Source organism: Neptuniibacter caesariensis (assembly GCF_000153345.1).
GTDB lineage: Bacteria > Pseudomonadota > Gammaproteobacteria > Pseudomonadales > Balneatricaceae > Neptuniibacter > Neptuniibacter caesariensis.
Genome location: NZ_CH724127.1, coordinates 110,113 through 133,917 on the forward strand (window position 1 = coordinate 110,113; position 23,805 = coordinate 133,917).

General features: G+C 45.6%; 23 protein-coding genes and 1 tRNA gene. 16 read left to right on the plus strand and 8 right to left on the minus strand.

All coding sequences use genetic code 11. The features are described 5' to 3' along the window. Nucleotides 1-67 precede the first annotated feature (67 nt). Entirely contained in the window at nucleotides 68-2,545 is a 2,478-nt protein-coding gene (locus MED92_RS18695) for a putative bifunctional diguanylate cyclase/phosphodiesterase (RefSeq protein WP_007022290.1), read from the minus strand. After that, a complete protein-coding gene (locus MED92_RS14350) occupies nucleotides 2,542-4,185 on the minus strand; it encodes a FecR domain-containing protein (RefSeq protein ID WP_007022291.1) in 1,644 nt (547 codons plus the stop codon). Before MED92_RS14350 ends, MED92_RS18695 begins: the two co-directional genes overlap by 4 nt. Nucleotides 4,186-4,416: 231 nt before the next feature. Here MED92_RS14350 and MED92_RS14355 point away from each other — a divergent pair, with 231 nt between their 5' ends. Both MED92_RS14355 and MED92_RS14360 read left to right on the plus strand, forming a co-directional pair. Next, nucleotides 4,417-5,247, plus strand: a complete 831-nt coding sequence (locus tag MED92_RS14355; protein WP_007022292.1) for a hypothetical protein — start codon at nucleotides 4,417-4,419, stop codon at nucleotides 5,245-5,247. A 165-nt stretch (nucleotides 5,248-5,412) separates the two neighbouring features. Beyond that, the gene (locus MED92_RS14360; protein ID WP_007022293.1) at nucleotides 5,413-7,851 is read left to right on the plus strand and encodes a putative bifunctional diguanylate cyclase/phosphodiesterase; all 2,439 of its coding nucleotides are present in this window, start codon (nucleotides 5,413-5,415) and stop codon (nucleotides 7,849-7,851) included. On the opposite strand, the gene MED92_RS14365 is transcribed toward MED92_RS14360, so the two are convergent. Beyond that, nucleotides 7,848-9,866, minus strand: coding sequence for a sensor domain-containing diguanylate cyclase (locus tag MED92_RS14365; protein ID WP_007022294.1), 2,019 nt, complete (start codon nucleotides 9,864-9,866; stop codon nucleotides 7,848-7,850). The two genes, MED92_RS14360 and MED92_RS14365, sit on opposite strands and share 4 nt — an antisense overlap. Nucleotides 9,867-10,109: 243 nt before the next feature. Between MED92_RS14365 and MED92_RS14370 the strand changes: the two genes are divergently transcribed. Continuing rightward, the gene (locus MED92_RS14370; RefSeq protein ID WP_007022295.1) at nucleotides 10,110-10,442 is read left to right on the plus strand and encodes a hypothetical protein; all 333 of its coding nucleotides are present in this window, start codon (nucleotides 10,110-10,112) and stop codon (nucleotides 10,440-10,442) included. A gap of 39 nt (nucleotides 10,443-10,481) precedes the next feature. Continuing rightward, entirely contained in the window at nucleotides 10,482-11,075 is a 594-nt protein-coding gene (locus tag MED92_RS14375) for a GGDEF domain-containing protein (RefSeq protein WP_007022296.1), read from the plus strand. On the opposite strand, the gene MED92_RS14380 is transcribed toward MED92_RS14375, so the two are convergent. After that, entirely contained in the window at nucleotides 11,026-11,943 is a 918-nt protein-coding gene (locus tag MED92_RS14380) for a LysR family transcriptional regulator (RefSeq protein WP_007022297.1), read from the minus strand. The two genes, MED92_RS14375 and MED92_RS14380, sit on opposite strands and share 50 nt — an antisense overlap. A gap of 124 nt (nucleotides 11,944-12,067) precedes the next feature. Between MED92_RS14380 and MED92_RS14385 the strand changes: the two genes are divergently transcribed. Genes MED92_RS14385 through MED92_RS14395 form a run of 3 tightly spaced genes read left to right on the plus strand, consistent with a single transcriptional unit; the run spans nucleotide 12,068 to nucleotide 14,522 of the window. Beyond that, entirely contained in the window at nucleotides 12,068-12,664 is a 597-nt protein-coding gene (locus MED92_RS14385; RefSeq protein ID WP_007022298.1) for an FMN-dependent NADH-azoreductase, read from the plus strand. Nucleotides 12,665-12,693: 29 nt separating this feature from the next. Beyond that, nucleotides 12,694-13,674, plus strand: a complete 981-nt coding sequence (locus MED92_RS14390; protein WP_007022299.1) for a glutathione S-transferase family protein — start codon at nucleotides 12,694-12,696, stop codon at nucleotides 13,672-13,674. Next, nucleotides 13,671-14,522 (plus strand): pirin family protein, encoded by an 852-nt coding sequence (locus MED92_RS14395; protein ID WP_007022300.1) that lies wholly within the window; start codon nucleotides 13,671-13,673, stop codon nucleotides 14,520-14,522. Before MED92_RS14390 ends, MED92_RS14395 begins: the two co-directional genes overlap by 4 nt. A gap of 76 nt (nucleotides 14,523-14,598) precedes the next feature. On the opposite strand, the gene MED92_RS14400 is transcribed toward MED92_RS14395, so the two are convergent. Genes MED92_RS14400 through MED92_RS18700 form a run of 3 tightly spaced genes read right to left on the minus strand, consistent with a single transcriptional unit; the run spans nucleotide 14,599 to nucleotide 16,796 of the window. Continuing rightward, entirely contained in the window at nucleotides 14,599-15,363 is a 765-nt protein-coding gene (locus tag MED92_RS14400) for a glycerophosphoryl diester phosphodiesterase (protein WP_007022301.1), read from the minus strand. Then, the gene (locus tag MED92_RS14405) at nucleotides 15,360-15,977 is read right to left on the minus strand and encodes a glutathione S-transferase N-terminal domain-containing protein (protein ID WP_007022302.1); all 618 of its coding nucleotides are present in this window, start codon (nucleotides 15,975-15,977) and stop codon (nucleotides 15,360-15,362) included. The genes MED92_RS14400 and MED92_RS14405 overlap by 4 nt, the downstream gene beginning before the upstream one ends. 9 nt (nucleotides 15,978-15,986) lie before the next feature. Next, entirely contained in the window at nucleotides 15,987-16,796 is an 810-nt protein-coding gene (locus tag MED92_RS18700) for a hypothetical protein (protein ID WP_007022303.1), read from the minus strand. A gap of 155 nt (nucleotides 16,797-16,951) precedes the next feature. Here MED92_RS18700 and smrA point away from each other — a divergent pair, with 155 nt between their 5' ends. The 3 genes from smrA (at nucleotide 16,952) to MED92_RS14425 (ending at nucleotide 19,072) form a co-directional block, all read left to right on the plus strand. After that, nucleotides 16,952-17,539: a DNA endonuclease SmrA gene (smrA, locus tag MED92_RS14415; protein ID WP_007022304.1), complete on the plus strand. Its 588-nt coding sequence runs from the start codon at nucleotides 16,952-16,954 to the stop codon at nucleotides 17,537-17,539. 129 nt (nucleotides 17,540-17,668) lie between these two features. Beyond that, complete coding sequence (locus MED92_RS14420) at nucleotides 17,669-18,418, plus strand: EAL domain-containing protein (protein WP_162010869.1); 750 nt, start codon at nucleotides 17,669-17,671, stop codon at nucleotides 18,416-18,418. A gap of 48 nt (nucleotides 18,419-18,466) precedes the next feature. Continuing rightward, the gene (locus MED92_RS14425) at nucleotides 18,467-19,072 is read left to right on the plus strand and encodes a DUF924 family protein (RefSeq protein WP_007022306.1); all 606 of its coding nucleotides are present in this window, start codon (nucleotides 18,467-18,469) and stop codon (nucleotides 19,070-19,072) included. Between the two features lie 17 nt (nucleotides 19,073-19,089). Here MED92_RS14425 and MED92_RS14430 read toward each other — a convergent pair whose 3' ends face one another. After that, entirely contained in the window at nucleotides 19,090-19,884 is a 795-nt protein-coding gene (locus MED92_RS14430) for a DUF72 domain-containing protein (protein ID WP_040663093.1), read from the minus strand. 210 nt (nucleotides 19,885-20,094) lie between these two features. Between MED92_RS14430 and MED92_RS14435 the strand changes: the two genes are divergently transcribed. From MED92_RS14435 to MED92_RS14460, 6 genes are all read left to right on the plus strand, one after another. Then, entirely contained in the window at nucleotides 20,095-20,871 is a 777-nt protein-coding gene (locus MED92_RS14435; protein ID WP_007022308.1) for a motility protein A, read from the plus strand. A 4-nt stretch (nucleotides 20,872-20,875) separates the two neighbouring features. Beyond that, on the plus strand, nucleotides 20,876-21,673 hold the full coding sequence (locus tag MED92_RS14440; protein ID WP_007022309.1) for an OmpA/MotB family protein: 798 nt from the start codon (nucleotides 20,876-20,878) through the stop codon (nucleotides 21,671-21,673). After that, entirely contained in the window at nucleotides 21,670-22,053 is a 384-nt protein-coding gene (locus MED92_RS14445) for a PilZ domain-containing protein (protein ID WP_007022310.1), read from the plus strand. Before MED92_RS14440 ends, MED92_RS14445 begins: the two co-directional genes overlap by 4 nt. 78 nt (nucleotides 22,054-22,131) lie before the next feature. After that, nucleotides 22,132-22,208 (plus strand) — tRNA-Met (locus MED92_RS14450). Between the two features lie 278 nt (nucleotides 22,209-22,486). Next, a complete protein-coding gene (locus MED92_RS14455) occupies nucleotides 22,487-23,458 on the plus strand; it encodes a hypothetical protein (RefSeq protein ID WP_007022311.1) in 972 nt (323 codons plus the stop codon). A gap of 20 nt (nucleotides 23,459-23,478) precedes the next feature. Further along, the gene (locus MED92_RS14460) at nucleotides 23,479-23,805 is read left to right on the plus strand and encodes a hypothetical protein (protein WP_007022312.1); all 327 of its coding nucleotides are present in this window, start codon (nucleotides 23,479-23,481) and stop codon (nucleotides 23,803-23,805) included.

The window sequence follows — 23,805 nt, forward strand, 5'->3', positions numbered from 1 at the left end:
GCTTATCGCTATATGAAAGGCCAAGAGTAACGTTTCAATCTGCGCTCGCCAAGTACTTAATTACCTGTCAGTCATGGGACTGTGAGCTATTGTTAGGTGTTATAAATTGGCTTTTTTGGATTAACTGTTCAATTTTTGCACTTGGTAGGGGTTTACTGAAGAAGAAACCCTGAAGCTCTTCACAGGTTTGAGACATTAAAAAACCACGTTGATGGTCGGTTTCAACGCCTTCAGCAATGACCTGCATATTCAGGCTATGCGCCATGGCTATGATCGCTTGGGTAATTTCTGCACTTTTTGAACTCTGGTCAATATCCCGCACAAAACTTTGATCAATTTTTATCCGGTCAATGGGGAACTGTTTAAGATAACTTAAAGATGAATAACCGGTCCCAAAGTCATCTACGGCAATTTTTACACCCAGATCTTTTAGTTGTTGAAGAATCTTTATCGTTGCTTCGAAATCCTCAATAAGGATTGATTCGGTTAGCTCAAGCTCAAGTAATTCAGGCGCTAACCGGGCTCTTTCTAAAGTGGATTCTATCGTAGCTACCAGATCAGGATTAGCGACTTGCAAAGAAGAGAGGTTAACGGCTATGCGGATATTCTGATTATGGTCACGATTCCATTGAGCAATCTGAAAGCAGGCAGTGTCCAGTACCCACTCACCAATGCTTTCTATTAAACCTGTTTTTTCCGCTACCGGGATAAACTCAGCCGGAGAAACCATACCCCGTTTGGGGTGATGCCAGCGAAGTAGTGCTTCTAATCCGATAACCTGGCCGGTATTACTCATGACCTGTGGTTGATAATAGACTTCCAGTTGGTGTTGGGCCAGCGCTTGATGCAGATCGTTAATCAGGCTGGATTCGTCAATAATCTGTTCTTTGAATTGTGGTGCGAAGAAACAAAGCCCACGTTTGTGGCTGCTTTTGGCCTGATGCATTGCCGTGTGCGCGTTACTAAGAAAAGATTCATCATCAGAGGCGTCTTCAGGGAAAATGGCAACGCCGATTGAAGGTTGAAAGAAGAAGTGTTCGCCGTCAAGTTCGCAGGGGAGCTGGAGAAGCTGCAGGAGCCTTCGTCCAATGTGGTTAATGGTTTCATCGTCAGTTTGGTCTTCAAGCAGGACGGCAAATTCGAGCCCTTCTAAACGAGCGACGGGAAATTGAAAGTCTACAGCGGTTTGAATCTGATTGGCCGCCATGGTCAGGGCTTTATCGCCAGCGGAGATACCCAAAAGGTTATTCACTTCTTTGATACCACTGATCTGGATAATCATTAACCCAATTCGTTGGTTCTGTGATGCGTTCTCGGTCGCCTGCTTCAATTGCTCTTTTAGCATGACGCGGTTGGGTAGATGAGTAAGCGGGTCAAAATTGAGGCGTTGATAAACTTCTTTATTGAGCCGCTGAATCTGACTCTGTGAAGCGTTATAGCGCCGCCAACTGAGGAGGGCGAATCCCAGAAACTGAAGTAACAATGCTTCCGTAGGTGGAAACCAGAGTCTTAGTTCCTCAAATAGGGTGATACACAAGCCAATGTTTAAAAGAATAGCGAACGGCAGGCATAAGGGGTAATAGCGACGGGGCAAGTAACGGGCAATTGGAATTAATGTCGAGAGAAGCACTAACGTTAGTATTGCCTGAGCCAAAGATGATACCTGGGTAAGGTTTTCATCCTGAATCAGCGCCGCGGTGATGTTAGCGTTTATTTCTACGCCAGGCATCCTTTGATGATTGCTGGATACAGGCGTACTTAATGCATCACCCACTCCGGTTGCCGTAGCACCAATTAAAACCACTTTATCGGTAATACTTTCTGCGTCTATCTCCCCATCAAGTACGTCAATATAGGATAAACGAGGAAAGGTTCCGGCTTCGCCGAAATAGGGAATGAGAAAAGGAGTACTTCTTATCCAGCCAGTACCTTGCGTTGCCAGCGTTTGTGTCTGTTCCGGTTGCCTTTCCTGGATCTGATTATCATTAAATTCTTTGTACAGGGCATAACCCAGTGCTGGCCATCGGGCATCTCCCAGACCGGCAAATAAATAGACTTTCCTACTAATACCATCGATATCAAGCTCGGTGTCTACATGGCCGATAGCGCTGCTATGCATGGCAAGCTGAGGAAGAGGCAGAAGCTCAATTAGCGATGCGTTTTGATCATTCTTTTCCGGGGCAACCGGAAGTATTACCCTACCATGACGAGCGAGGGCATCAGCAAATTCGGTATCAGACAGAACCGATTCTTCTTCAGTGAAAAGCACATCAAAACCGATGACTTTAGCTTTATATTCCGTCAGGCGGTCAATTAACTGGGCATGATGGCTGCGTGTCCAAGGCCATCGGCCAAGGGAAGCAATACTTCGTTCATCAATAGCAACAATGACAACATCGGATGCAAGGGTAGGTGTGTTTAAATTGATCAGGCTATCATAGATGATCAGGTTGATACGTTGTGTCGCCGAGCTGGAAAAGCCCAGCGCAACAATCAGCAATATCGAGCCAAGAAGCAGTATCTGATGTAGCCGTCTTTTTATCATAACAACAGTATAGTCATTACCGCCGAACCGAAGATATAAATCCAACTATCGCTAGGCGGAGGGCTCAACTCTTGCGTAGTGCCCCAGGCTCCGGCGTACCCATCTTCAGCCAACGTTCTGACCCGAACATAGCGATAGCCTTCGGGTCTGGGTAAATCAAGTTTGGCTTCACGTACAGTGGTATCGGTGAGGATGTTATCAAATGCTCGGTCTCGAGCGACTTGAATTTGGTATGTCTGGCCCTGTTTTCCCTCTGACCATGATAAGGAAACATTCGTATCACCTTCCAGAACAGAGGTTTCTGGCGTCGCAGGAATGGGTTTTACATCGAACTCACGAACATCACTGTAAGGTCCCAATTCGCCATCGGGTGCGAAACTGGCTAGCCGCCAATAGTAGGTTTTTTCGGGCCTTAACTGATCTGTGGCGAATCTGATATCAGCAACTCTGTTTTTGTCGATAACCTTGTTTGCAAAGTGTGGGTCTGTTGCAACTTCCAGACGATAGGTTTCAGCATCTGCGGAGCGTGTCCATTCAAGTAGAGGGTTTTCTCCTCGAATGATTGCTTTTTGGGGTGGCGCCATCGGAAAGGGTGGTTGTGGGTGCGCATTTAGGCGAAATTGAGTAAAGCTGGGCATACCTTCGATGCCCAACTTATCTATTGCACGGATCTGTAGTTGATATTCTCCATCAGGGTAATCAGGAAGATTCAAACGGTTACGATCAGCAATATTGTCCCAAAGCACAGTACCAAAGACGTTATCTTTAGATATCAGTACTCTGTAAGCTGCTGAAGAAGGTACTTTTTGCCAAAATAATTCGTAGCCGACCTGTTCAATAGGTTCGGGTATTGCAGCTACTTCTGGTGCGGGCAGAAGCTTTCTGGGTTTAAGCGGTGCTTTATTCTTCTCAACTTTAGTCCCGTAACCTGAGCGGATCAGGCGAGTTTTATTGGCTCCGCTGACCTTAACCCGGCCTTCTAATACCTCAATACGGGCGCTTCCTTTCTCAGTTGAGTAGGTGGTACGAAATTCGGTGCCTCTGACTGCGGTTATCGCCGATGGGGTATGGATCTCAAGGCGAGCACCACTTCCAACCTGGGGTTGTGCCTGGGTTTCTACATTGCCAGATATTAATCTAACCCGACTGTCGACCATCCCTGTTTCACCATATTTACTAAGGTGATTGAAGCTAATGTGGGTGCTTTGCTGAATTACGACTTCACTGGCATCGGCAAAACGAATCATGGCACTGGCATTATTTAAGGTTGTTAGCTCATCCCCCAAAGATAGTTTGTCGCCAATCTGCGCAAACTGTTCTTCAGGGCTTTTTGCTGTTCTTATTTTAACCCGGCCTTGAATATCAACTATTTCGGCCGTAGCGGGTTCACTTTTAATCCAGGCGAGTGGAATCCGCAGTTTAGTATTAACAGGGATTCGTTTTGGATCAGCGACATTGTTAATCTTTTGTAACTGCTTCCAGTAGGAGGTCTTCTTAAGATGTTTTTCACTGAACTCCGACAAAGTGTCGCCATCAACGACAGAGTAGACCCATTCTTGTGCCTGTAGTTGCTGCGGTGCCATAACTGACAAGATGAAAAACGTTGAAAACAACAGTGCATTTCTTATTGAGACATCCATGACAATTCCCTTTCATACATCTTGAATAAGCGTAGTGTATATTTGCTTGCTGCGCAGCAAAAAAGCAGGTGATAATTCATTAGCTGGTTTGTGTCGATCTCTGCTTTATTGGCTATTGATAATAATGTCAGGGATTTACAACCTTATTAATTTTGCAGTGATGGCTACTAAGCCGTGTGTTAATTTATCAATCGCTTCTGATAATCTCTTATTCCCCCTCAGGGTTTGACTATGAATGCAGATTCTCGACCACTATCTACATCGGCACTGGCTAAAGCGTTGGGTAAGACGACCCGACAAATGTTTAGTGAGCTTGAGTCTTTAGGCTGGATCTTACGTAAAGATGATAGCTGGATGCTTACGAGCAAAGGTGAGTTTGAAGGGGGCAATTATCGAGAGAGCCAAAAGTTTGGGCGCTATATTATCTGGCCGGTTACTGTTGCTAAACATAAGGCGTTGACCAATCCGAATGCTGGGCTGATATCGCTACACAAAATTGCTAAACATTTTCAGCTGGCAGACAAATACGCGACAAGACTCATTAGCGAGTTAGGCTGGATAAAGCCGGAAAGAAAGGGATGGGTATTAACCCCGAAGGGGGAAAGTACAGGCGGATTATTACGTGAAGATAGCAAAACAGGTGTGCCCTATGTGCTCTGGCCTGAGGATATATTGGATAACAAAGCCCTTAGTGACAGGGTAGATGAATTAACTGCAAAATCTGCCAATGGACGGTATCTGTGTTGCGATGGCCATCAAGTCTTTTCAGCGGCTTGTCGAGATATTGATAACTGGTTATACCTGTCAGGGATTGCCCACGCAGTAAAACGAAAGTTATCTGATGAAGGTGAACAGTATGCTGATTTCTATCTCCCCACTTATCAGATCTATATCGAGTACTGGGGGGAGCAGGTAGTGGGCGAGGATTTGGCTCGTAAAATGAAGCGCAGAGATTACTATCAAAAGTACCAGCACATGGTAATTGAGATTTCCGATGAGGATCTGAAGGACCTTGAAACGTCATTACCCCGTCTTCTTCTTAAGCTGGGTGTCGAAATCTAGACCTTTAATGAAGGGCAGCTTAAATATTATCAATCTATAATACTCTGGAGGTTGTCATCGCTTAGTTGATAAGAGAGTATGTTTACCAAGTGGCTGACGATCAAAGAATAAAAACTAAGCTGTTGCTACTATATCTGCTGTATTGGCCAGGAGCCGAAGTATTTAATGACTGATACTTTTATCATCAAGAACCGTTTAGCTTTCAGGTTGGCTAAATATACGGTCTTCATTGCCTTTCTGATCGGCTTTGTTTTGGGAACAGCCCAGGTTCTTGAGGATTTTCAGGAGCAGGACAGCCAGTTAGACGAAACCATCGATAAAATTCTTGATGCCAGTAAGCCCCCAGCCATCCGCGCTGTGCATACACTTGACCAGGCGTTAGCTCAGGAAGTGGTGTTTGGTCTTATTCAATATCCCTTTATCATCAAGGCAAAAATCACGGATGAACTAGGCGAAGTGTTGGCAGAGCAGACAGCCTCCGTCAGCCGAACCCAGACCAAGTGGATTACCGAAGCTATATCGGAACATCAGAAACAGTACCTTCTCGATCTTAAAGCGCCGGAGTATGCCAATATCGAGCCAGGCAAACTACTTGTTGTTATCGATCAGGATCAGGCGTTACAACCATTCTATGAGCGAGCTCTAGCTGTATTACTCTCTGGTATTGTCAGAAATGTTCTTCTGGCCATCTTTATGATTGCCATTTTTCATGTGGTTTTAACTAAACCGCTTGCCTTGCTTGCTAAGCAGTTTTTTGAGCTTGACCCGACAAAAAACCGCGGTAAAAGCTTTTCCGTACCTAAAGAGCATAAAGAAACCGAGCTAGGCCTTTTATGTAGTTCAGGTAATGAATTTGTGGAAACGGTTCAGCAACTATTGATTGAAAACCGTGAGAATCACCATGCGCTGGAGCGCAGTGAAAACAGCTTGAAGCAATTGATCAATCGGGTGCCGCAGTTAATTCTAGCGGTGAACTCAGAGGGTATCGTTCTATTTTGTAATCGTAAGTTTGCTGAATTCTATAGCTGCCGAATTGATGAGGTTGCAGGTTTAAGTTTGTTGCAGTTACATAACGTCGATCATGAGGTAGAAGAGTTAAATCAGATCCGGCGCAGTGTAGAAGTTAATCAAACAGAAGAGGCTGTGACCGATTTTATATGGTCTAGTCAGACGGGTAAAAAGCTGCATTTCTCAATTACTGCAGCACCTTTTGTTTATTTCTCTGAACCCGCAACGCTTTTTGTCGCGACCGATATCTCTGAGCAGAAGATGGTTCAGGACCATATCAGTTACATGGCCAACCACGATACGCTGACCGGATTACCTAACCGCGCGCTACTCAATGATCGATTGGAGCAGGCTCTGGCGGCAAGCAGACGAAGTGGCGACCTGAATGCTTTGATGTTTATCGACCTGGATCATTTTAAAAATATCAATGATTCGTTGGGGCATGGTGTTGGCGATCTGTTACTCAAGAAAGTCGCCGAGATATTGATCAATGAAGTACGTTCCTGCGATACGGTTGCCCGTTTGGGAGGAGATGAGTTTGTTATTTTATTGCAGGCTTTTCAATCCGACGTGGATCAGGTAACGCAGGATGTAGAAAGAGTTTGTCATAAGCTCCTGACTATCCTGTCGCAGCCCATTGAAGTAAAGCAGCACCAACTACGAATTGGTGCCAGTATTGGCGTTGTTCTTTTCCCTATGGCTGATAAGACCTTGGATGATCTTATGCGCTTTGCTGATACAGCGATGTACCATGCTAAAGAAAATGGCCGTAATGGATTTGCGTTTTACCATCAAGCCATGTCTCTGGCAGTTGAAAAACAGCAGAATATGGAGAGCGAGTTACATCAGGCGATTGAAGAGGAACAGTTCTGTGTCCATTACCAGCCGTTGGTGAGCGTTGGTGGTGAAATTATTGGTTTTGAAGCGCTGTTGCGTTGGCAGCATCCTGAGAAAGGCTTGATGCCACCGGCTGAGTTTATTCCTAGCCTGGAAGTCAGTGGCTTAATTGTTCCTGTCAGTAATTGGTTGCTTGGTCACTGTAGCCGGCAAATTGTAAAATGGAAGGAAACGGGGTTTTGGCAACCAGATTGGTATGTTTCAGTGAATATCAGTCCGCTACAGTTCTATCAGGCGGATATGGTTCCGACGATGCAGCAAGCGATCAGCGAGGGTGGTGCTCACTTAACGGATATCTGCCTTGAGATTACAGAAACAGTAGCGATTGAAAACATTGAGTTTGCAGTAAACCGACTGAAAGTGATTCGTGAATTAGGGATGATGATCGCGTTAGATGACTTTGGGACGGGGTATTCCTCACTGAGTTATCTCAAAGATCTGCCGATAGATATCGTAAAAATCGACCGCTCCTTCGTGCAAGAGCTAGGACAGAAGAGTAAAAGTCAGTCTATTGTCGAAGCGGTAACGAATATCGCCCGGGCCTATGAACTTAAAGTGGTGGCGGAAGGTATAGAAAGTCACGACCAGCTTATGCTGGCGCATAATATCGGTTGCGATATTTTCCAGGGCTTCTTTATTGAACGTCCACAGGTTGCTGAAAAGCTCAAACGAACATATTTGACCCGGGATCTTTCCTAATTATCTAGTAATGATTCTTTACTTTGTATGCTGTCCAGCTCAGCAATACGGTAACAGGATTTGCCTTCGCGCTTGGCTTCAAGCATCAGCATATCAGCTGCTTTCAAAAGTGCGTCACGGCTCTCAAGATTGTCTCTGGATATTGCAACCCCGACACTAACGCCTAACTGGCACTCTACATTTTCCAGATGAATCGGTTGTTTTAAGTTTCTGACAATACGTGATGCAATCTCTTTGAGTCGTTGAATGCTGTCGGGATTACGAATCAGAATAACAAACTCATCACCGCCGATGCGGGCTAAAGTGTCAGATTGACGCAGCATCTGAGTGAGTCGATTACTTATCCTCTTGAGTACCTCATCACCGACTTCATGGCCTAATCTATCGTTGATCGGTTTAAAGTTATCTAAATCAAGGTAAAACACGGCCACCGTTTCATGCTGCTCTCTTGCATAAATAAGCGCACTCTCTAACTGCTGCATTAAATTACGCCGGTTGTACAAACCGGTAAGGGGATCATGATCAGCCATATGCTGAACACGGTTCTCAGCAGAATTTCTTTTAAGCTGCGAGAGGGTATAGAGGTAGGTACCAATGCCGCTTACTAAGGCCAGTAAAGCACATACCAGCATGAATAGATGGAGCTTCTGCAGACTAAGCTGGGTGATGACCGAATTATCGATCTTGGTCATCAATGTCCAGATCGGCCACGTAAAAGGAGCTTGTTCAAAGCTCTGTATCCTTTGATGGTCACTGAGCTTAACCTTATGGAAAATATACGCACCTTCTTCTGTTCTGAGATGGCCGCTCGAATGTTGCTGGATCTGTTTCCAAAGGGTAGGTGATTTTTGCGCCAGACTATCAGTTAACTCATCACTAAACATAAAGGCCCACTTAGGGGGTGTTTGCATATCCCCATGCATCCAGAAGCCCTGTTGGTTCAATAGATTTATCTGGCCTTTGCTTAACTCATTTGCATCGTCCAGATATTGTAGGAGATGCTCAGCCATCAGATTGATAACAATAAGCCCGAGGAATCTTCCGTGCTCATCTTTAACCGGAGTTGCAATGCGAGTGATGGGTTTGTGGGGGAGTTCAATTTCACCAAATTCAACGTTCAGGTCCAGCGGAGAAATATAAACCTTTCCGTGATCCAAACGGCCAGTTTCAGGGACATAATAACGGTCTTGTTTATATTGAAGTTGGTCTTCGGGTACCGCTTCTGCATGGTGTAGGCCTTTATTTACACGAATGCGCTCATATCCATCGGCATCTATAAAACGGATCTGGTCATAGCTTTGCTTGGTCTGAACTACATTGCTGAATTCAAGTTTAACCTCTTCTATCGAAAGATGGTCGCCGCCCAGGTGGCGGATAAAATCAGGTTGTGTTGCCAGGGTTAATGTATCCAGCACCGCCTCAGATATTCGATAGGTAAGTGTCTTATCAATAAGCGCTAACTGCTCAGCTTCATAATCAAGCAGCTCAGTTGTGAGCCTTCGCTCTTCCTGCTGATAGATATTGGCGACAAATCCAAGTAATAAACTCATCGCAAACAGATAGGAGGTGCTATAGCGCACTTCGATACGATTAAGAAAACGGGTGATTTTATGCTGGCTAGGCGCTAACACATAAATATAAACAGCGATTGAGCTGATGGTTGCAAAGAGCAAGGCCTTGATAGGCTGCCATTGCTGAGGGAATAACTGCTCCATCTGAAAAATACTGAAAAGCAGAACAAGTAGTAGCTCAATGCCAAAAACCGACAGACCCAGCTGTAGATAGAGCCATTCACGGGTTCGCTTTTTATGCCTTATTCTTCCTCCTACGGCGAGGATAAATCGAAGTAACAGGAGCGAGAGAAGGGCTTGTAGCGATGCATTAACCACGGCCTCAAACCAAAACAAGCGATGCCCACTGAAAACCGTTGGGATGACCTGAGAGACAACTGATTCGGCAATAAATAAGCCAAAAAACAGAATAGAGACCGTTAGAATACTGCTGGTATTTTTCATTATCGTTATAGGTGTGCAAGTACCGTTGATCGGTATCTATTTATATTAGGAGAATGTTAAGTTAATTAACAAAGCGGCGAATACTACCAAAGCTTTTGTTTAAAAACTAGTCAGCTGACGACTGTGCTACAAGGTGAGTAAAATCAATGAAAAGCTGTGTGAACTTATAGTTATATTTTACCTAGATTTCCAAGGTTTACTTAGCATTCGACTATGCTTAGGTTGGGCGTCAGAGGAAGGGTTATGCCAGATTTTCATCACGAAGATTCACTAGGGGTTGTCAGGTCGAGTTCCAGAACATTGACCCTGTCGATTGTTGTGGTGGCACTGGTACCTATACTCTGTTTTATTCTTGCAAGCTTGGATCCCTCTTTTTCTTTAGCTCACCCTGAACTTTCTTACGGGGATGTTTTTGCCGAGCTTTTCCTGTTGATATTGTTTCTTTCCTGGATTCTTATTATTGCCATGGCGCGGTTAAGAAGCCGGGCATACTTTCTTTTATTGATAGGGTTTTCGACGGTAGCTACAGCCATTGGCGTGGATGTGATGGATGAGTTTTTAACTGAGGATTCTTAAGTCCTCTCCGGGCTGGAAAACCTTGCCTACCCGGTAGGTATGCTTATCGCTTCAGCAGGCTTATGGAGATGGAGTCAGGATTACCGAAGCCTTCTACTCAGAATTAATAGTGACCGTCTGGAATGGCGGGCACGAGCCAGTCATGATGACCTGACAGGGCAACTTAATCGCCGTTATTTTTTTGATGAATTACCCGTACAGATAAAACAGCACCAGCATGATTTTCGTCCAGCTTTCCTTTTTATGTTGGATATAGACCACTTTAAAACAGTGAACGACAACTATGGTCATCCCGTAGGGGATCGGTTACTGGAGCTATACGGAAAAGAAATTAATGGTTTCTTGCGTAAAGATGATCTTGGGTTTCGGCTCGGGGGCGAAGAATTTGCTCTGGTGATTCATGATGCCAGTGCGCTGACCGCAGTTGAGGCGGCTGAACGTCTTAAAAATCAGTTAGGCCAGTTAAGCGTTGTCGATAATCACAACAATATATCCAGAACATGCAGTATAGGTATCGCCGAACTGCAACGAGCTGATGATGTTCACTCCTGGTTGAAGAGAGCTGATCAGGCCCTATACCGTGCTAAAGATCAGGGGCGCAATCAGGTTGTGATGTCAGATTATGCTCCTTGATTTTGCTGATAAGAATCTCCCCAAACAGGCGTACGGCGGGCCCGGCATAGTCACTGTCTGTATAAATCAGGTTCAGTTGAATATTACGTTTGCCCCCCGCGGACATGTTAAGTGGTTTTAAGAGCCCTTTATCCAGTTCGTTTTGTATTTTTAAGCGAGGATACCAGGCATAGCCAAGTCCTCTGCAAGCCGCATTGATAGATGTCCAGATATGGGAAACGGTGAGCCTTTGATCTGCACCGAGCCATCCTGAATCAATATCTCTTCTGCCTGAATCTTTAACCACCAACTGGCGGTGCAAGCGCAAATCCTGATGGCCCAGTTCACGTTCTATCTTCTGCAAGGGGTGATCAGGGCTGGCAGCTGCAATAAACTCAATATTAAGAATAGGGTCGCCCAGGAATCCTGGAGGCACTCGACCACCGATGACAATGTCTGCAGCTTTCTGCAGCAGGGCTTCTTCTGTCCCACTCAAGACGGTTTCTATTAGCGTAATACGTGTCAGCGGCCGTTGTTGGCTGAAGGCTTCTAAAGCATCCATCATGAGCCAATCAGGGAACAGCGTGTCCATGGCGACTCGTATCTCAGGCTCCCAGCCTTCGGTAAATTGTTGCGCCAGAGCTTCCATCTGCCTGGCTTCCTCAATAAGCACTTCTGCCCTGCGCAGTAAGGCTTTTCCTGCAGGGGTGAGCTCGGCTTTACGTCCAACCACCTTGAAAACCTGTAATCCAAGTAGGTCCTCCATTTTTTGAATAGCATAACTAATAGAGGACTGACTTTTCTGTAGGGCTTCTGCTGCTGCGGCGTAGCTACCATTCTCGACAACCGCAAGAAGTGTCTGCCACTGCTCTAAACTCACCTGGGGCATAATATATCTAATAATTCGATTAAATTGAGCTAATTTTAGCTGTTTTTCATCGCTTTAATAAATATAAAAATAGAGTCATCTAATGCAGCGAAGACTGCGACTAACACAACTAAGGGTGAAAACGATGGCTACATTACTCCACATTAAATCCAGCATCTTTGGCGATGGCGGCCAGTCCAGCCAGCTAGCGGCAACATTCATCGAGCAATGGAAAGCTAAAAATCCAGGCGGTGAAGTGATTGTCAGAGATTTAGTTGAAGAGAATATTCCCCATCTGGATGGCGCGATTGTGACCGCGCTGATGACGCCGGAAGAGGAGCGTACTGCGGAGCAGCAGTTGATTGTTAACCGTTCTGATGAATTGATTGCTGAACTGCGTACCGCTGACCAAATCGTCATTGGGGTACCTATGTATAACTTTGGCGTGCCTACTCAGATGAAAGCGTATTTCGATTTGTTGGCGCGTGCTGGAGTGACCTTTAGATACACAGAAACAGGACCTGTTGGGTTAATTGAAGATAAGCCGGTCTACCTGTTTGCCACCCGCGGTGGTTTGTACCGTGATAGCGGACAAGATTTTCAGATTCCGTTTGTAAAACAGTTCCTTGGTTTTATCGGCTTCAACAGCGTAGAGACAATTTATGCTGAGGGTTTAAGTATGGGCGATCTGGCGGAGAAATCCCTGGAAAGTGCCAATCAGCAAATCGCGTCTATCCACTAAAACAGCGACAGGTTAAGAGGAATTCAGTTATGGGTTTGTTGGTTGAAGGTGTGTGGCATGATCAATGGTATGACACGAAAACTTCAAAAGGGGAGTTTGTCCGCAGCGAAGCACAGTTTCGTAACTGGATTACCGCTGATGGAAGTGCGGGTCAAACCGGAGACGCCGGGTTTCAGGCTGAAGCAGGCCGTTACCATCTTTATGTATCGCTGGCTTGTCCCTGGGCGCATCGGACCTTGATTGTTCGAGAATTGAAAGGCCTGACTGACATGATCAGTGTGGATGTGGTAGATCCGCTTATGCTCGAACAGGGATGGGCTTTAAGCGGTGATTTTGCCGCAGCAACGGGGGATTCACTGTTTGGCTACAGTTATTTACATCAGATTTACACGCGTGATCAGCCGGATTATACAGGGCGGGTGACTGTCCCGGTGTTGTGGGATAAAAAACTCAACCGTATTGTGAGTAATGAGTCATCCGAGATCATCCGTATGTTTAATACTGCGTTTGATCATCTGGGGGCAAGGGAAGGGAGCTTTTACCCGCAAGCGCTTCAAACTGATATTGATTCGGTGAATAGCTGGATCTACGACAAGGTCAATAATGGTGTATACCGGGCAGGCTTTGCGACCAGTCAGGAAGCTTACACAAAAGCAGTAACTAGTTTGTTCGATTCATTAGATCGCATCGAGGCAATTCTGAGCTCAAACCGGTACCTGATTGGTGAGCATTTTACTGAAGCGGATATTCGTTTGTTTACCACGCTGGTTCGTTTTGACCCTGTGTATGTGACACATTTCAAATGTGATCTGCGCCGCATCAGTGATTATCCTGCGATATCGGGTTATCTGAGGGAGATCTATCAGATGGAAGGCATCGCAGAGACCGTCAATATGGAGCACATACGCCACCATTATTATCGTAGCCATTCGATGATTAACCCAACAGGGGTTATTTCGATTGGGGCTGAGTTTGATCTGACAGCGGCACATGGGAGAGATTCATTATGAGTTATCAACGTGAAGTTAGAAGGGTTATCGCTGCTGTAGACAGTACCGATGGTGCAGGGGTCAAACTTAAACGTAGTGTCGGAAGGAATCCATCCAGTCGAATCGATCCATTTTTGATGCTGGATGCGTTCTCATCAGATGATCCCGATGATTATATTGCAGGCTTTCCTCCCCACCCTCATCGGGGCTTTGAAACTGTTACCTATATGTTGGATGGGCATATGATTCATCGAGACCATATGGGTAATGAAGGGGATCTTCGTTCGGGCGGCGTACAGTGGATGACCGCGGGGCGAGGCGTTATCCATGAGGAGCGGCCACAACAGGTTGATGGGTTGATGCGTGGTTTTCAGCTGTGGATAAATCTGCCTTCGTCAGAAAAAATGCAACCGGCGGCCTACCAGAACATTGAACCAGAACAAGTGCCATCTGTTATGGGAACAGGCTACGAGATCAAGGTGATCGCGGGACAGTTAGAGATCGATGGCCATGTTACTGAGGGCCCTGTTCAGACATCTTCGACTGAAGCCAGCTATTTTGATCTGTTACTGACATCAGATTCGCAGGTGAGCATTCCTTTGAACAAACACCACAGTGTAGTGGTCTATGTTTTCGAAGGCAGTGTTGCGATTGGGAATGACAAGGTTGAGACACATTCTGCGGTAGAGCTCTCACCTGGAGATGAGGTACAGGTGAAATCGCTGAATAATGTAAGTGCGAGGGTATTACTGCTGTCAGGCCGTCCTATCAACGAACCCGTTGCTCAATACGGTCCATTTGTTATGAATACAATGGAAGAGGTTGAGCAGGCTATTAGCGATTATCAGGAGAATAGGCTGGTGGGTTGAGTCAATTGGATGAGGGGCAATACTGGAGTCGTTTTACATCTGTTTACCCCATTTGGGAGCCTTATGGCTCCCTTTTTTATGGATGGGTGGCGTTTATGTTAGAAGGATGATTAGCATGAAAATTTTCCAGCATCAGGGGAGGGTTATCTGTGAAGATTCCATCAACTCCCCATTCAAATAACTTTGCGGCTAGATGTAGATCGTTACAGGTATAGGTGTAGAGCTCAAAGCCCTGGTTTTTAATAGCCGATGCATCATCAGCAGTGATCAGGTTACAGTCGCAATGGATACTGACCGCTTGAAGCGCTTGCGCTTGTAAACACCAGAGTTCTGGGAGGTGATCATATAAGACGCCGATCTGGGCAAACAGATCCAGATGGCGGTAGTGATTAAGCACCTCTAGGTCATAGCTACTCAGAATCAGCTTTTTTGGATGCTGCCAGTACACACTGATCTCTTCAAATACTTTGCGCGCGACTAACGCAGGGTCAAGATCAAATGCTTTAATTTCAAGGTTGAGCCCTAAGCCGAGGCTTTCGCATAACAACAGCGCATCAGAGAGGTGAGGCATAGGCTCGTTGATCCATTCTGGATCGAACCAGCTCCCGACATCCAGAGAAGGTAAGTCATTGAACGTAAGATAATCTAAGGGGCCGCTTTGGTTACTGCACCGATCAAGTTGATTGTCATGACATAGTACAGGGGTACCATCGCCGAGCAGGGTTACATCCAGCTCAATCCATTGAGTGCCGCAGTTCGCTGCGCAGCGTATCCCAGCCAATGTGTTTTCAGGGGCCAGAAGGGCAGCACCACGATGGCCGATAATACGGCTCGCGATCATGGTATCTGCATGCCCCTTTGGACAAATTCAATATGCCCCATTCTATCCATCCAGGCTTTGGCGAATGGGTATTTATCAGGGTCGATATGTTGCCACTCATAACGCATGGCCCAAGGGTAGATTGCAAAATCAGCGATAGATAGATCATCGCCGATGATGAACGCTTTATCTGCTAATTGTTTATTGAGAACCGACCAAAGTCGTTTCGCTTCATCGTTGTAGCGTTCTTTGGCATAAGGAACATGCTCTGGCGCGAATTTGTTGAAGTGATGAGCCTGACCAAGGAAAGGGCCAAAACCACCCATCTGCCACATTAGCCACTGCATGCATTCCAGCCTTTCTAGAGGATCAGATGGCATGAACTCGCCGGTTTTCTCAGCGAGATATATAAGAATTGCGCCGCTTTCAAACAGTGATATTGGTTCTCCGTTGGGACCTTCGTCATCTTTAATTGCAGGTATTTTGTTGTTCGGGCTTATCGCCAGAAACCCAGGCGAAAACTGATCATCTTCAAGAATGTTAACTGGGTGAACACGATAGGGCAGGCGTAATGCTTCCAGCATAATAGAAACCTTACGTCCGTTAGGTGTGCCCCAGGTATATAGATCGATCATCACAACTCCTTAAAGATTCACAAAGTGATGGTAGATGCCGATAAGCTCTTGCTCAGTAAAGGTCACGATGACCAGCTGTTGCCCTGGCTGAATCAGATCCGGGTTATCACCAAGAATGCCTTTCTGATAGTTGTAGATATAGGTTTGGTCGACCTTATTCTTCAAAACCTGGCCAAGGAAAGAGCTACGTTTATCGTCAAGCCGCTCATCCGCTTCTTTGGGGATATCAACATAAACAGTCTTATCTAGACCTGGCAGACTCAGGCCAGAAGTGAAGGTACGCATCAATCCGTGTTGAATGATCCCCCATAGGCCTTCATCATCCCCCTCATTGACGGCATGAATAAAGTAGACCTTCTGCGCAGATTCGTCTGGGTCATCAAGCAATTCCTGTAGCTTGATCTGCCCGCTCATGACTAGAGGTTGAGTCACCGTATCAGTGACAATGCGTTTTTCCTTAGCGCCACCAATAACATTACCGAGAGGATTAACCGCAATTGTGCTGGTTGGTTGTTCTGGTGGACTTTCCTGGAGTTCTGCCTGAGTTTCAGTGACCAGTGCTGCTGCAGTTTCAATCTTATTTTCAGGTAACTTAAGTAACTGGTCTGCGGTTACGAAGTTATCGGCTTTGCTGATTTCAATAGGTTGATTTGAATCCTGGGTCAGGCGGTTGATATGTTCACGGGCCTTGGTTTGTTCAGCAGGAGGAATGGGTGCTGGATTGGAAGCGTTGGATACTTCCTTGTCCTGCTGATCCAGATATAGATAACTAGCAGCTACTGCGATAGCGATCACCAGAACCAACAATAATCGTTGCATGTGCGACACCTTTCGTTTTTATTTTCATCCATCGCCCCGAGGCTTAAGTTCTCTAATGTAGCCCTTAATACCTGATAAGAAAACTGTTCTTGTGCACCGATTTGATCCGTTCAGGTCAATCTAGAGGTACAATAGACAATCTTGTAGGAGGTTGTATGAGTCAGAGTGATAAGAGTTTTCTTGAGTTGATGCAGGGGGAAGGTCTGGATGATGTTGTCCCATTAAAACAGTCTGGCAAGGTGAATCTTCAGGATGCAACAGGAAAACCTGATGAACAGAGCCTGCAAGAACGGAGAATAGCCGCGGTTTCTGGGGAGCAAGAGGGCCTCTCAACCGGTGAAATTGTTCTGCTAAATCATCTTGATCCCGTAGCGTGGAAAAGAGATGGTGTGCAAGAGGGCGTTTATAGAAATCTGCGCCTGGGAAAATATCAGGTGGATGCACGTCTGGACCTGATTCGTAAATCTATTCCCCAATGTCTGAATGAGTTACAGAGCTTCATTGCGGAGTGCATTAAGTACGATATTCGCACAGTGCTCGTTAATCATGGGCGAAGTAAGGATCGATCGGGGATGGGAAACCGGCAGAAGAGCTACCTTAATCTCTGGCTTCAGTCTCTTCCTGATGTCATGGCTTTTCACTCTGCGCAGCCTCAACATGGTGGTATTGGTGCTATCTACGTTTTACTCAAAAAGAGTGATGCCAAACGGCTGGATAACTGGGAAAAGCATCAGAAGAGATAAGCTATCGGCACGGTTGCTTTGTATTAGGCATATAGAACTATCACTTAGCAGTAGGATTAATTGTAGATTCTTTTTAATAATAGTAAGATGCAGTTGTTAATTGTTCTCATTATTATTGGGGGGTTTCTTTTGTTGTATGTTAATGAGAAAGCCTGCCACTCCGACAATTATGTTTTACTTGAGTTAGTCGAAGAGCAGCGCTTTGGTGTCGAGTACCAACCCATCATCGACACCTTGAATGGAAATGTTATTGGCTACGAGGCGTTAGCAAGGTTTTTTTCCAAAGATGGGCGCTCAATCCCCCCTTTAGAGATCTTTCAAGCCTTACACGATAGCCCACTGATGCTGGCTCAAACGGAACTGCAGTTAAAACGTTTGCAGTTAAGGTTTCGTCCACAGAACTTGCCGCTTTTTCTCAATCTAGATCCCCATGCCTATTCTGTTTTTAGCCAGGACAATCGGGGTAATGCCATGGTTGATATGCTGTCTGGTCATCAGAATCTGGTTATCGAAATTATTGAAAATACCGATGTTAACGATGCGCGTATCAGTAATGAATTGTCGCTGGTGATGCATAAAGAGGGGTTTGCGATTGCACTGGATGATGTCGGCGCGCCAGGAACGATGGTGTCGTTGAACATTCTTAGCGATGTCGATTTCATAAAATTTGATCGAAGCTGGCTAAAAACTAATCCTAATAGCAACATGCACCTTTTGCTGAAAAGCATGATTAATTATGCGCGAGTCAGTGGGAAAAAAACGGTTTTAGAAGGAGTAGAGACGGCTGAAGATCTGGCAACAGCGGTCAATTTAGGGATCGATTATGTTCAGGGCTTCTTTTATAAAGAGTTATTTATTACTGAAACCTGTTACGGCTAGTCTGAATTTAGCTATCTTTTATGTAACGACTTTGAGAGTGGTTATCCGATGGTTGAGAAAATCGACGAAATACTGACATTTTGGTTTGGGCCCATTGCCGATGGGTTTACCAAGGCTGACAAATCCTCGTTGTGGTGGGGAGGCTCAGCGGAAAATGATTCTCTAATAACTGAACTCTTTAGCGCTCGCGTGCAGCAAGCGTTAAGGGGCGAATTAGATCCTTGGGCGGAAACGCCTAGAGGGCGTTTAGCCCTGATTATTCTGCTTGATCAGTTCACAAGAACGATCTATCGGGGCTCTGCCGACGCTTTTTCAGGTGATAGCAAAGCACTTAAGCTTTGCCTGGAAGGTTTAGAGTCTGGACATGATCAGGCGTTGGAGTTTGTGGAGCGAACTTTCTTCTACATGCCGTTGGAGCATGCTGAAGACCTGAAAATGCAAGAACGATGCATTCTTCAATTTGAACAAATGCTCTTGGAAGTTTCCGGTGTACATAAGTTGCAAGTTGAAAATTGGATAGACTTTGCCTCTCAACACCATGAGCAGATAGAGCGTTTTGGGCGGTTTCCCCATAGAAACGAGGCTTTGGGGAGAAGTTCTACACCTGAAGAATTGGCTTACCTTTTACAATCTGCTAATCGATGGGGGCAATAGCGTTTACCCAGCTATGCCTAGAACAGTGAGTCCTGGCTTGCTGCTTCCGGCCATTGGGTAAAGTCACAGCTACCTGGTCTGATCTTTTCTAGCTGTTCTACAAAGTGTGCTGCCAGTAGTGGAGCCTCTGCATTATCAGGGGTGTGGAAGAAAAGGTAGGGGGATCGTCCTTCATCCAGCCAGTTCACCACTTTCTTTAGCCAGGGGTGCAGATAACTCTCTGCCCATTGCCAATCCATGGGTGTAATTAATCTCACCATGGGGTGATCGGCGGTAGCAATTGCGTGAACGGGAAGTTGAGGTTTGTGCTCTTTGGCCTTTCTGGATATAGGATCTGTTGCCGGATGAGCAAAAAGCGACCGGGTATCAAAACTAATCCGGTTGGCTTTATTCGCCGCGAGTAATTGGTTGAACTCGCGTTCTATGGCTCCTTTAGCAAAAAAATCGGGGTGGCGTACCTCTACCGCGAAATTTAGATTGGAAGGTAGGGAGCTGAGATAATCGGACAGGTTCTGCAGCTCTGAACCGCTAAAGCTTGCGGGTAATTGGATGCATAGTAGTCCGAGCTTAGCGGTTAAAGGACTAATCCGATCCAGAAATTCCTGCGTTTCAACGTTGCTACTAAGTAATTGATGCTTATGCGTGATCGTTTGCGGTAGCTTGAAACAAAACCTGAATTGTTCAGGGGTTTCCTTGTCCCATTGCTTCACCGTTTCCGCTTTAGGTAGGCCGTAAAAAGTCGTGTTTCCCTCAACACTGCTGAAGTATTGGGAATAGGCCCCGAGGACATGAGCATCTTTAGGTCTGACCAACAGGTCATCCTGCCAGGCTGAGTGCTGCCATTGGGTAAGGCCAATATAACATCTGGGAGTTAGATCAGTTCTTTCCACGTAATTTACTGTTTTGTCTGTACTTTGGCTATTTTGCGTGTAGATTGTACACTCAGTAAGGAGCGGGACAAGTGCACGTCATGGTAATCCCCAAGCGTACTTTGTAGTAATAATGTTCAGAGAGAGATAAGCATGGATTTCGCCTCACTATTAGGGATTATTTCGGGCCTTGCCCTGATCATTTCCGCCATCATTATGGGTGGAAGTGCGGATGTATTTGTTAATGTCCCGGGTATGATGATTGTTGCGGGTGGTACGATCGCGGCCACACTTCTAACCGTCCAATTCAAAGATGTTTTAAATGCGTTTAAAGGCGCATTTATTGTTTTTACCCAGGATAAAACCAATCCTCAGGAAATGATTGATACCATGCTTGAGCTTAGCCGGGTAAGCCATCGCCATGGCTTACTAAAGCTCGGCGATGTTGAAAGTTCATCTCCCGTGCTCAAACGAGCTTGCATGCTTCTCGCCGAGGCAGCTTCTGAACAGGTCATCCGAAATACAATCCAAAATGAGATTGATTCATTGGTAGCCCGCCACCATTCAGTTCAGGATGTCTTTCGTAAGATGGCTGCTTATGCCCCTGCTTTTGGTATGTTGGGGACCTTAATTGGCCTGATCCAGATGTTGAGTGAGCTTGATAACCCAGAAACAATCGGCCCGGCGATGGCGATTGCATTGTTAACAACTTTCTACGGTTCGCTTCTGGCGACCATGGTGTTTCTTCCTATTGCAGGCAAGTTGAAGTCGCGTACCCTGCTGGAGGTTACTAACCTTGAGATTATTCGGGAAGGTTGTATCAGCATTTTGACCAATGACCACTATATGCATGTATATGAGCAGCTTTCCTCCTATATCCCAGCTGCGCAGCGCAAAAAAATAAAAGTGGGTAAGAAACAGCAGGGCTAATGTTGTGAGTAGCAAAAAAGAGCTTATAGAGGAAGAAGATAACGCAGGTTGGATCTATACCTTCGCCGATCTGATGACCTTGTTATTGGTTTTCTTCGTCCTGTTGTTTTCCCTGTCTAGTGTCGAGGTAGATCGTTTTGAGAAAGCGATGCGATCATTGAATGATGCTTTTCAGGGAGAGGATGGAGCTAATAGTGTGATTGAACTGCCTCATGAAGCTCCGGTCAAAACTGAAGTACCGGAAGAGATCGAGGAAGTACTTCCTGCCACTAATATTGCAGACGCTGAAGGTGAAAAGCCTCAGGAAAATGAAGCTGAGTTTCAGGACATTGAGTTACAGACTGAGCTTAATCGTATGGCGGATGAGGTAAGTCAGGAACTTCAGGCTGCCATAAATAGTGATATGGCGGAAATAGGCACGCCTAAAGATGGTAAATTAGTCATCAGTCTTAAGGGTGATGTGGTCTTCGATCCGGGTTCTGCAGAGTTTCATGCTGAGATGATGACGACATTTGATTCTATCGTATTGTTAATGAAGAAGAACCCCGATTACAAACTGAGAATAAACGGTCATACCGATAATATACCGATTCAAACTACCCGTTTTCCTTCAAACTGGGATCTTTCCGCCATTCGAGCAACCAATGTTTTACGTTACATGGTGCGGGGCGGTATCGATCTAGAAAGAGTGACCGCCACTGGCTATGGAGAATCGGTGCCACTGGAGTCAAACCGCACTTTGGAAGGGCGTGCCAAGAATCGCCGTCTCGAATTTGTGCTTGAGAAGGAGGATGAGAAATGAAACCCTCTTTTGAATTGGAAATAACTGATCAGGAAAACCGCCGTAAAGCTTTCCGGGTAGAAACCGGAGGTAAAGTTAAAATGGGAATTGCTGGCAAACAGGTTTCATTACTTGATGTGTCAGAAAGCGGCGTTGCTTTTGAGACTGAAGAAATTCTCAGCGGCATAATCGAAGATGCAGTTATTGTCTTCGAAACGCGTAAAAAATATCGTTTAAAGCCAAAGCTTAAAGTGACATTTTGTCGAGATGGACGTTGTGGCGCTGAATTTGTAGGGCTTTCTGAAAGGGCGCATATGGCTTTGTCTGAGCTGGTAGTTCAACTGCAGAAGGCGCGGATAAGGTATGAATTGGAAAGACAGCGAATGGAAGATGGCGCTTGAAATGGAAACTTTTGAAAAATAACTGAATTTACCTCTTGCGTTGCTAGGAACTCCTCTATAATATACGCGCCACGTTGATGCGGGGTGGAGCAGCTTGGTAGCTCGTCGGGCTCATAACCCGAAGGTCGTTGGTTCAAATCCAGCCCCCGCTACCAAATTTAGAGGAAGCCGATTTAGTGCAAACTAAGTCGGTTTTTTCGTTTCTGGGGTTAATGGAGAAAAGCTCGTCGGGCTCGCTCTTTCAACCCCGGGCGAAGGTCGTTGGTTCAAGTTAAGAACGCTTTTCTTACTAGTAGCGAGATCGCTTTGCTTCAAAGCGACTAGCTTGATTTCCTATTCATTTGATTCGATATAGCGGCCCCCTAGCCTGTGGCCTCAATTTCCTTTAGATTTGTACAACATCTATAGGGAAATACATTGCCAGGAGAGCATTATGCTATGGAAGCTTCCCCTCTCGATTATTGCCGTTGTTCTTTTATCTGGTTGTGCATCCAGCCCTACAGGGCAGATAGAAGTTTTTGCCCAGGCGGCAACCGATTCGTTAAGCAAAGTTGAATCGGTGGTAGATGAGTTTAATCAGGCACGGATCAATGATCGTATCGTGATGATGGCGCAAAGTGATGATAAATATGTCACTGCAGATTTCGCAAAACTCAATGACCTTCATCTTCAGAGTAATAAGCAGGATAAACTGGCTTTACAAAGAGCCACTCAATCCCTGGCTAGCTATGCCGAAGCATTAGCGGATTTAGCAATAGTGGGCTCCAGAGAAGAGTTATCTATTGCAGGGGCGAAACTGTCTCAGTCGCTGGCTACTATGAATGGTCAGTATCAGGCGCTTGCAGGAGAACCTGAGCCGTTAATGAGTATCGAAAGCAGTAGTAAATTGGGCCGATTAGTTGCTGAACTTGGAAGTTATTACACAGAAAAGAAGAGAGCAGAAAGTCTTAAGCAGGTGATTCTTGCAGCCGATCCACCCGTTCAGCTCTTAGGTGAAGCGATCAGTGTTGAGTTGCTCTCAGGAGTCATTGAAAGCCGTTTGTATGCTATGCGTGGAAATGAGTTGGCAGGCCATTTTGCAGATTACAATGCACGAGTGGGAAAAATGAATTTTGCGCAAAAGAAGAAAGCACTAGATCAACTTTATGATAAGTACCGAGAGCGAGAATCTGCCGCGGCTTCAGTAGATATGGCCAGCAAAGCGGTTAAGTCAATTATGAAAGCGCATGCGGTGATGGCGAAAGAGCTAGAGCAAGGGGAGTTTGAAAGTGCAGATATTCTAAATGCAGTAGGTCAGATCAAGCGTGATCATAAGGCTTTTGATGATCTGGAAAGCTTAATAAGTAGCTGCAAGACTGAGATTATGGCTGATCCTGAGAAAGGGATAATCTGCAAGGCGGGATAAACCACGTCACGGAGGATGATATGACACAACTGGCAGAGCTGAATACAGCGGTCAACGCGCTCAATAATCTATGGCCCTTGTTATCCGGTGATGAGAAAAATCGGGTGCTTGAGCAAAGAAATGAATTGAACATAAAGGCAGATGAGTTAGCAGTTAAAACCTTGCTTGAAGGAACTGCTGAAATTGAACAGGCAGTTGCGCAATTAAATGAAACAACTCAGGCAGCGATTGAAGCAAAAGATGCGATTGCTGTTGATGTGGCACGAATTGAAAAGGTAGCTGATACGGTTGCGAAAGCAACTCAAGCGGTTTCGAAGCTTGCTGAAGTTTTGCTTAGGCTCTCGTAA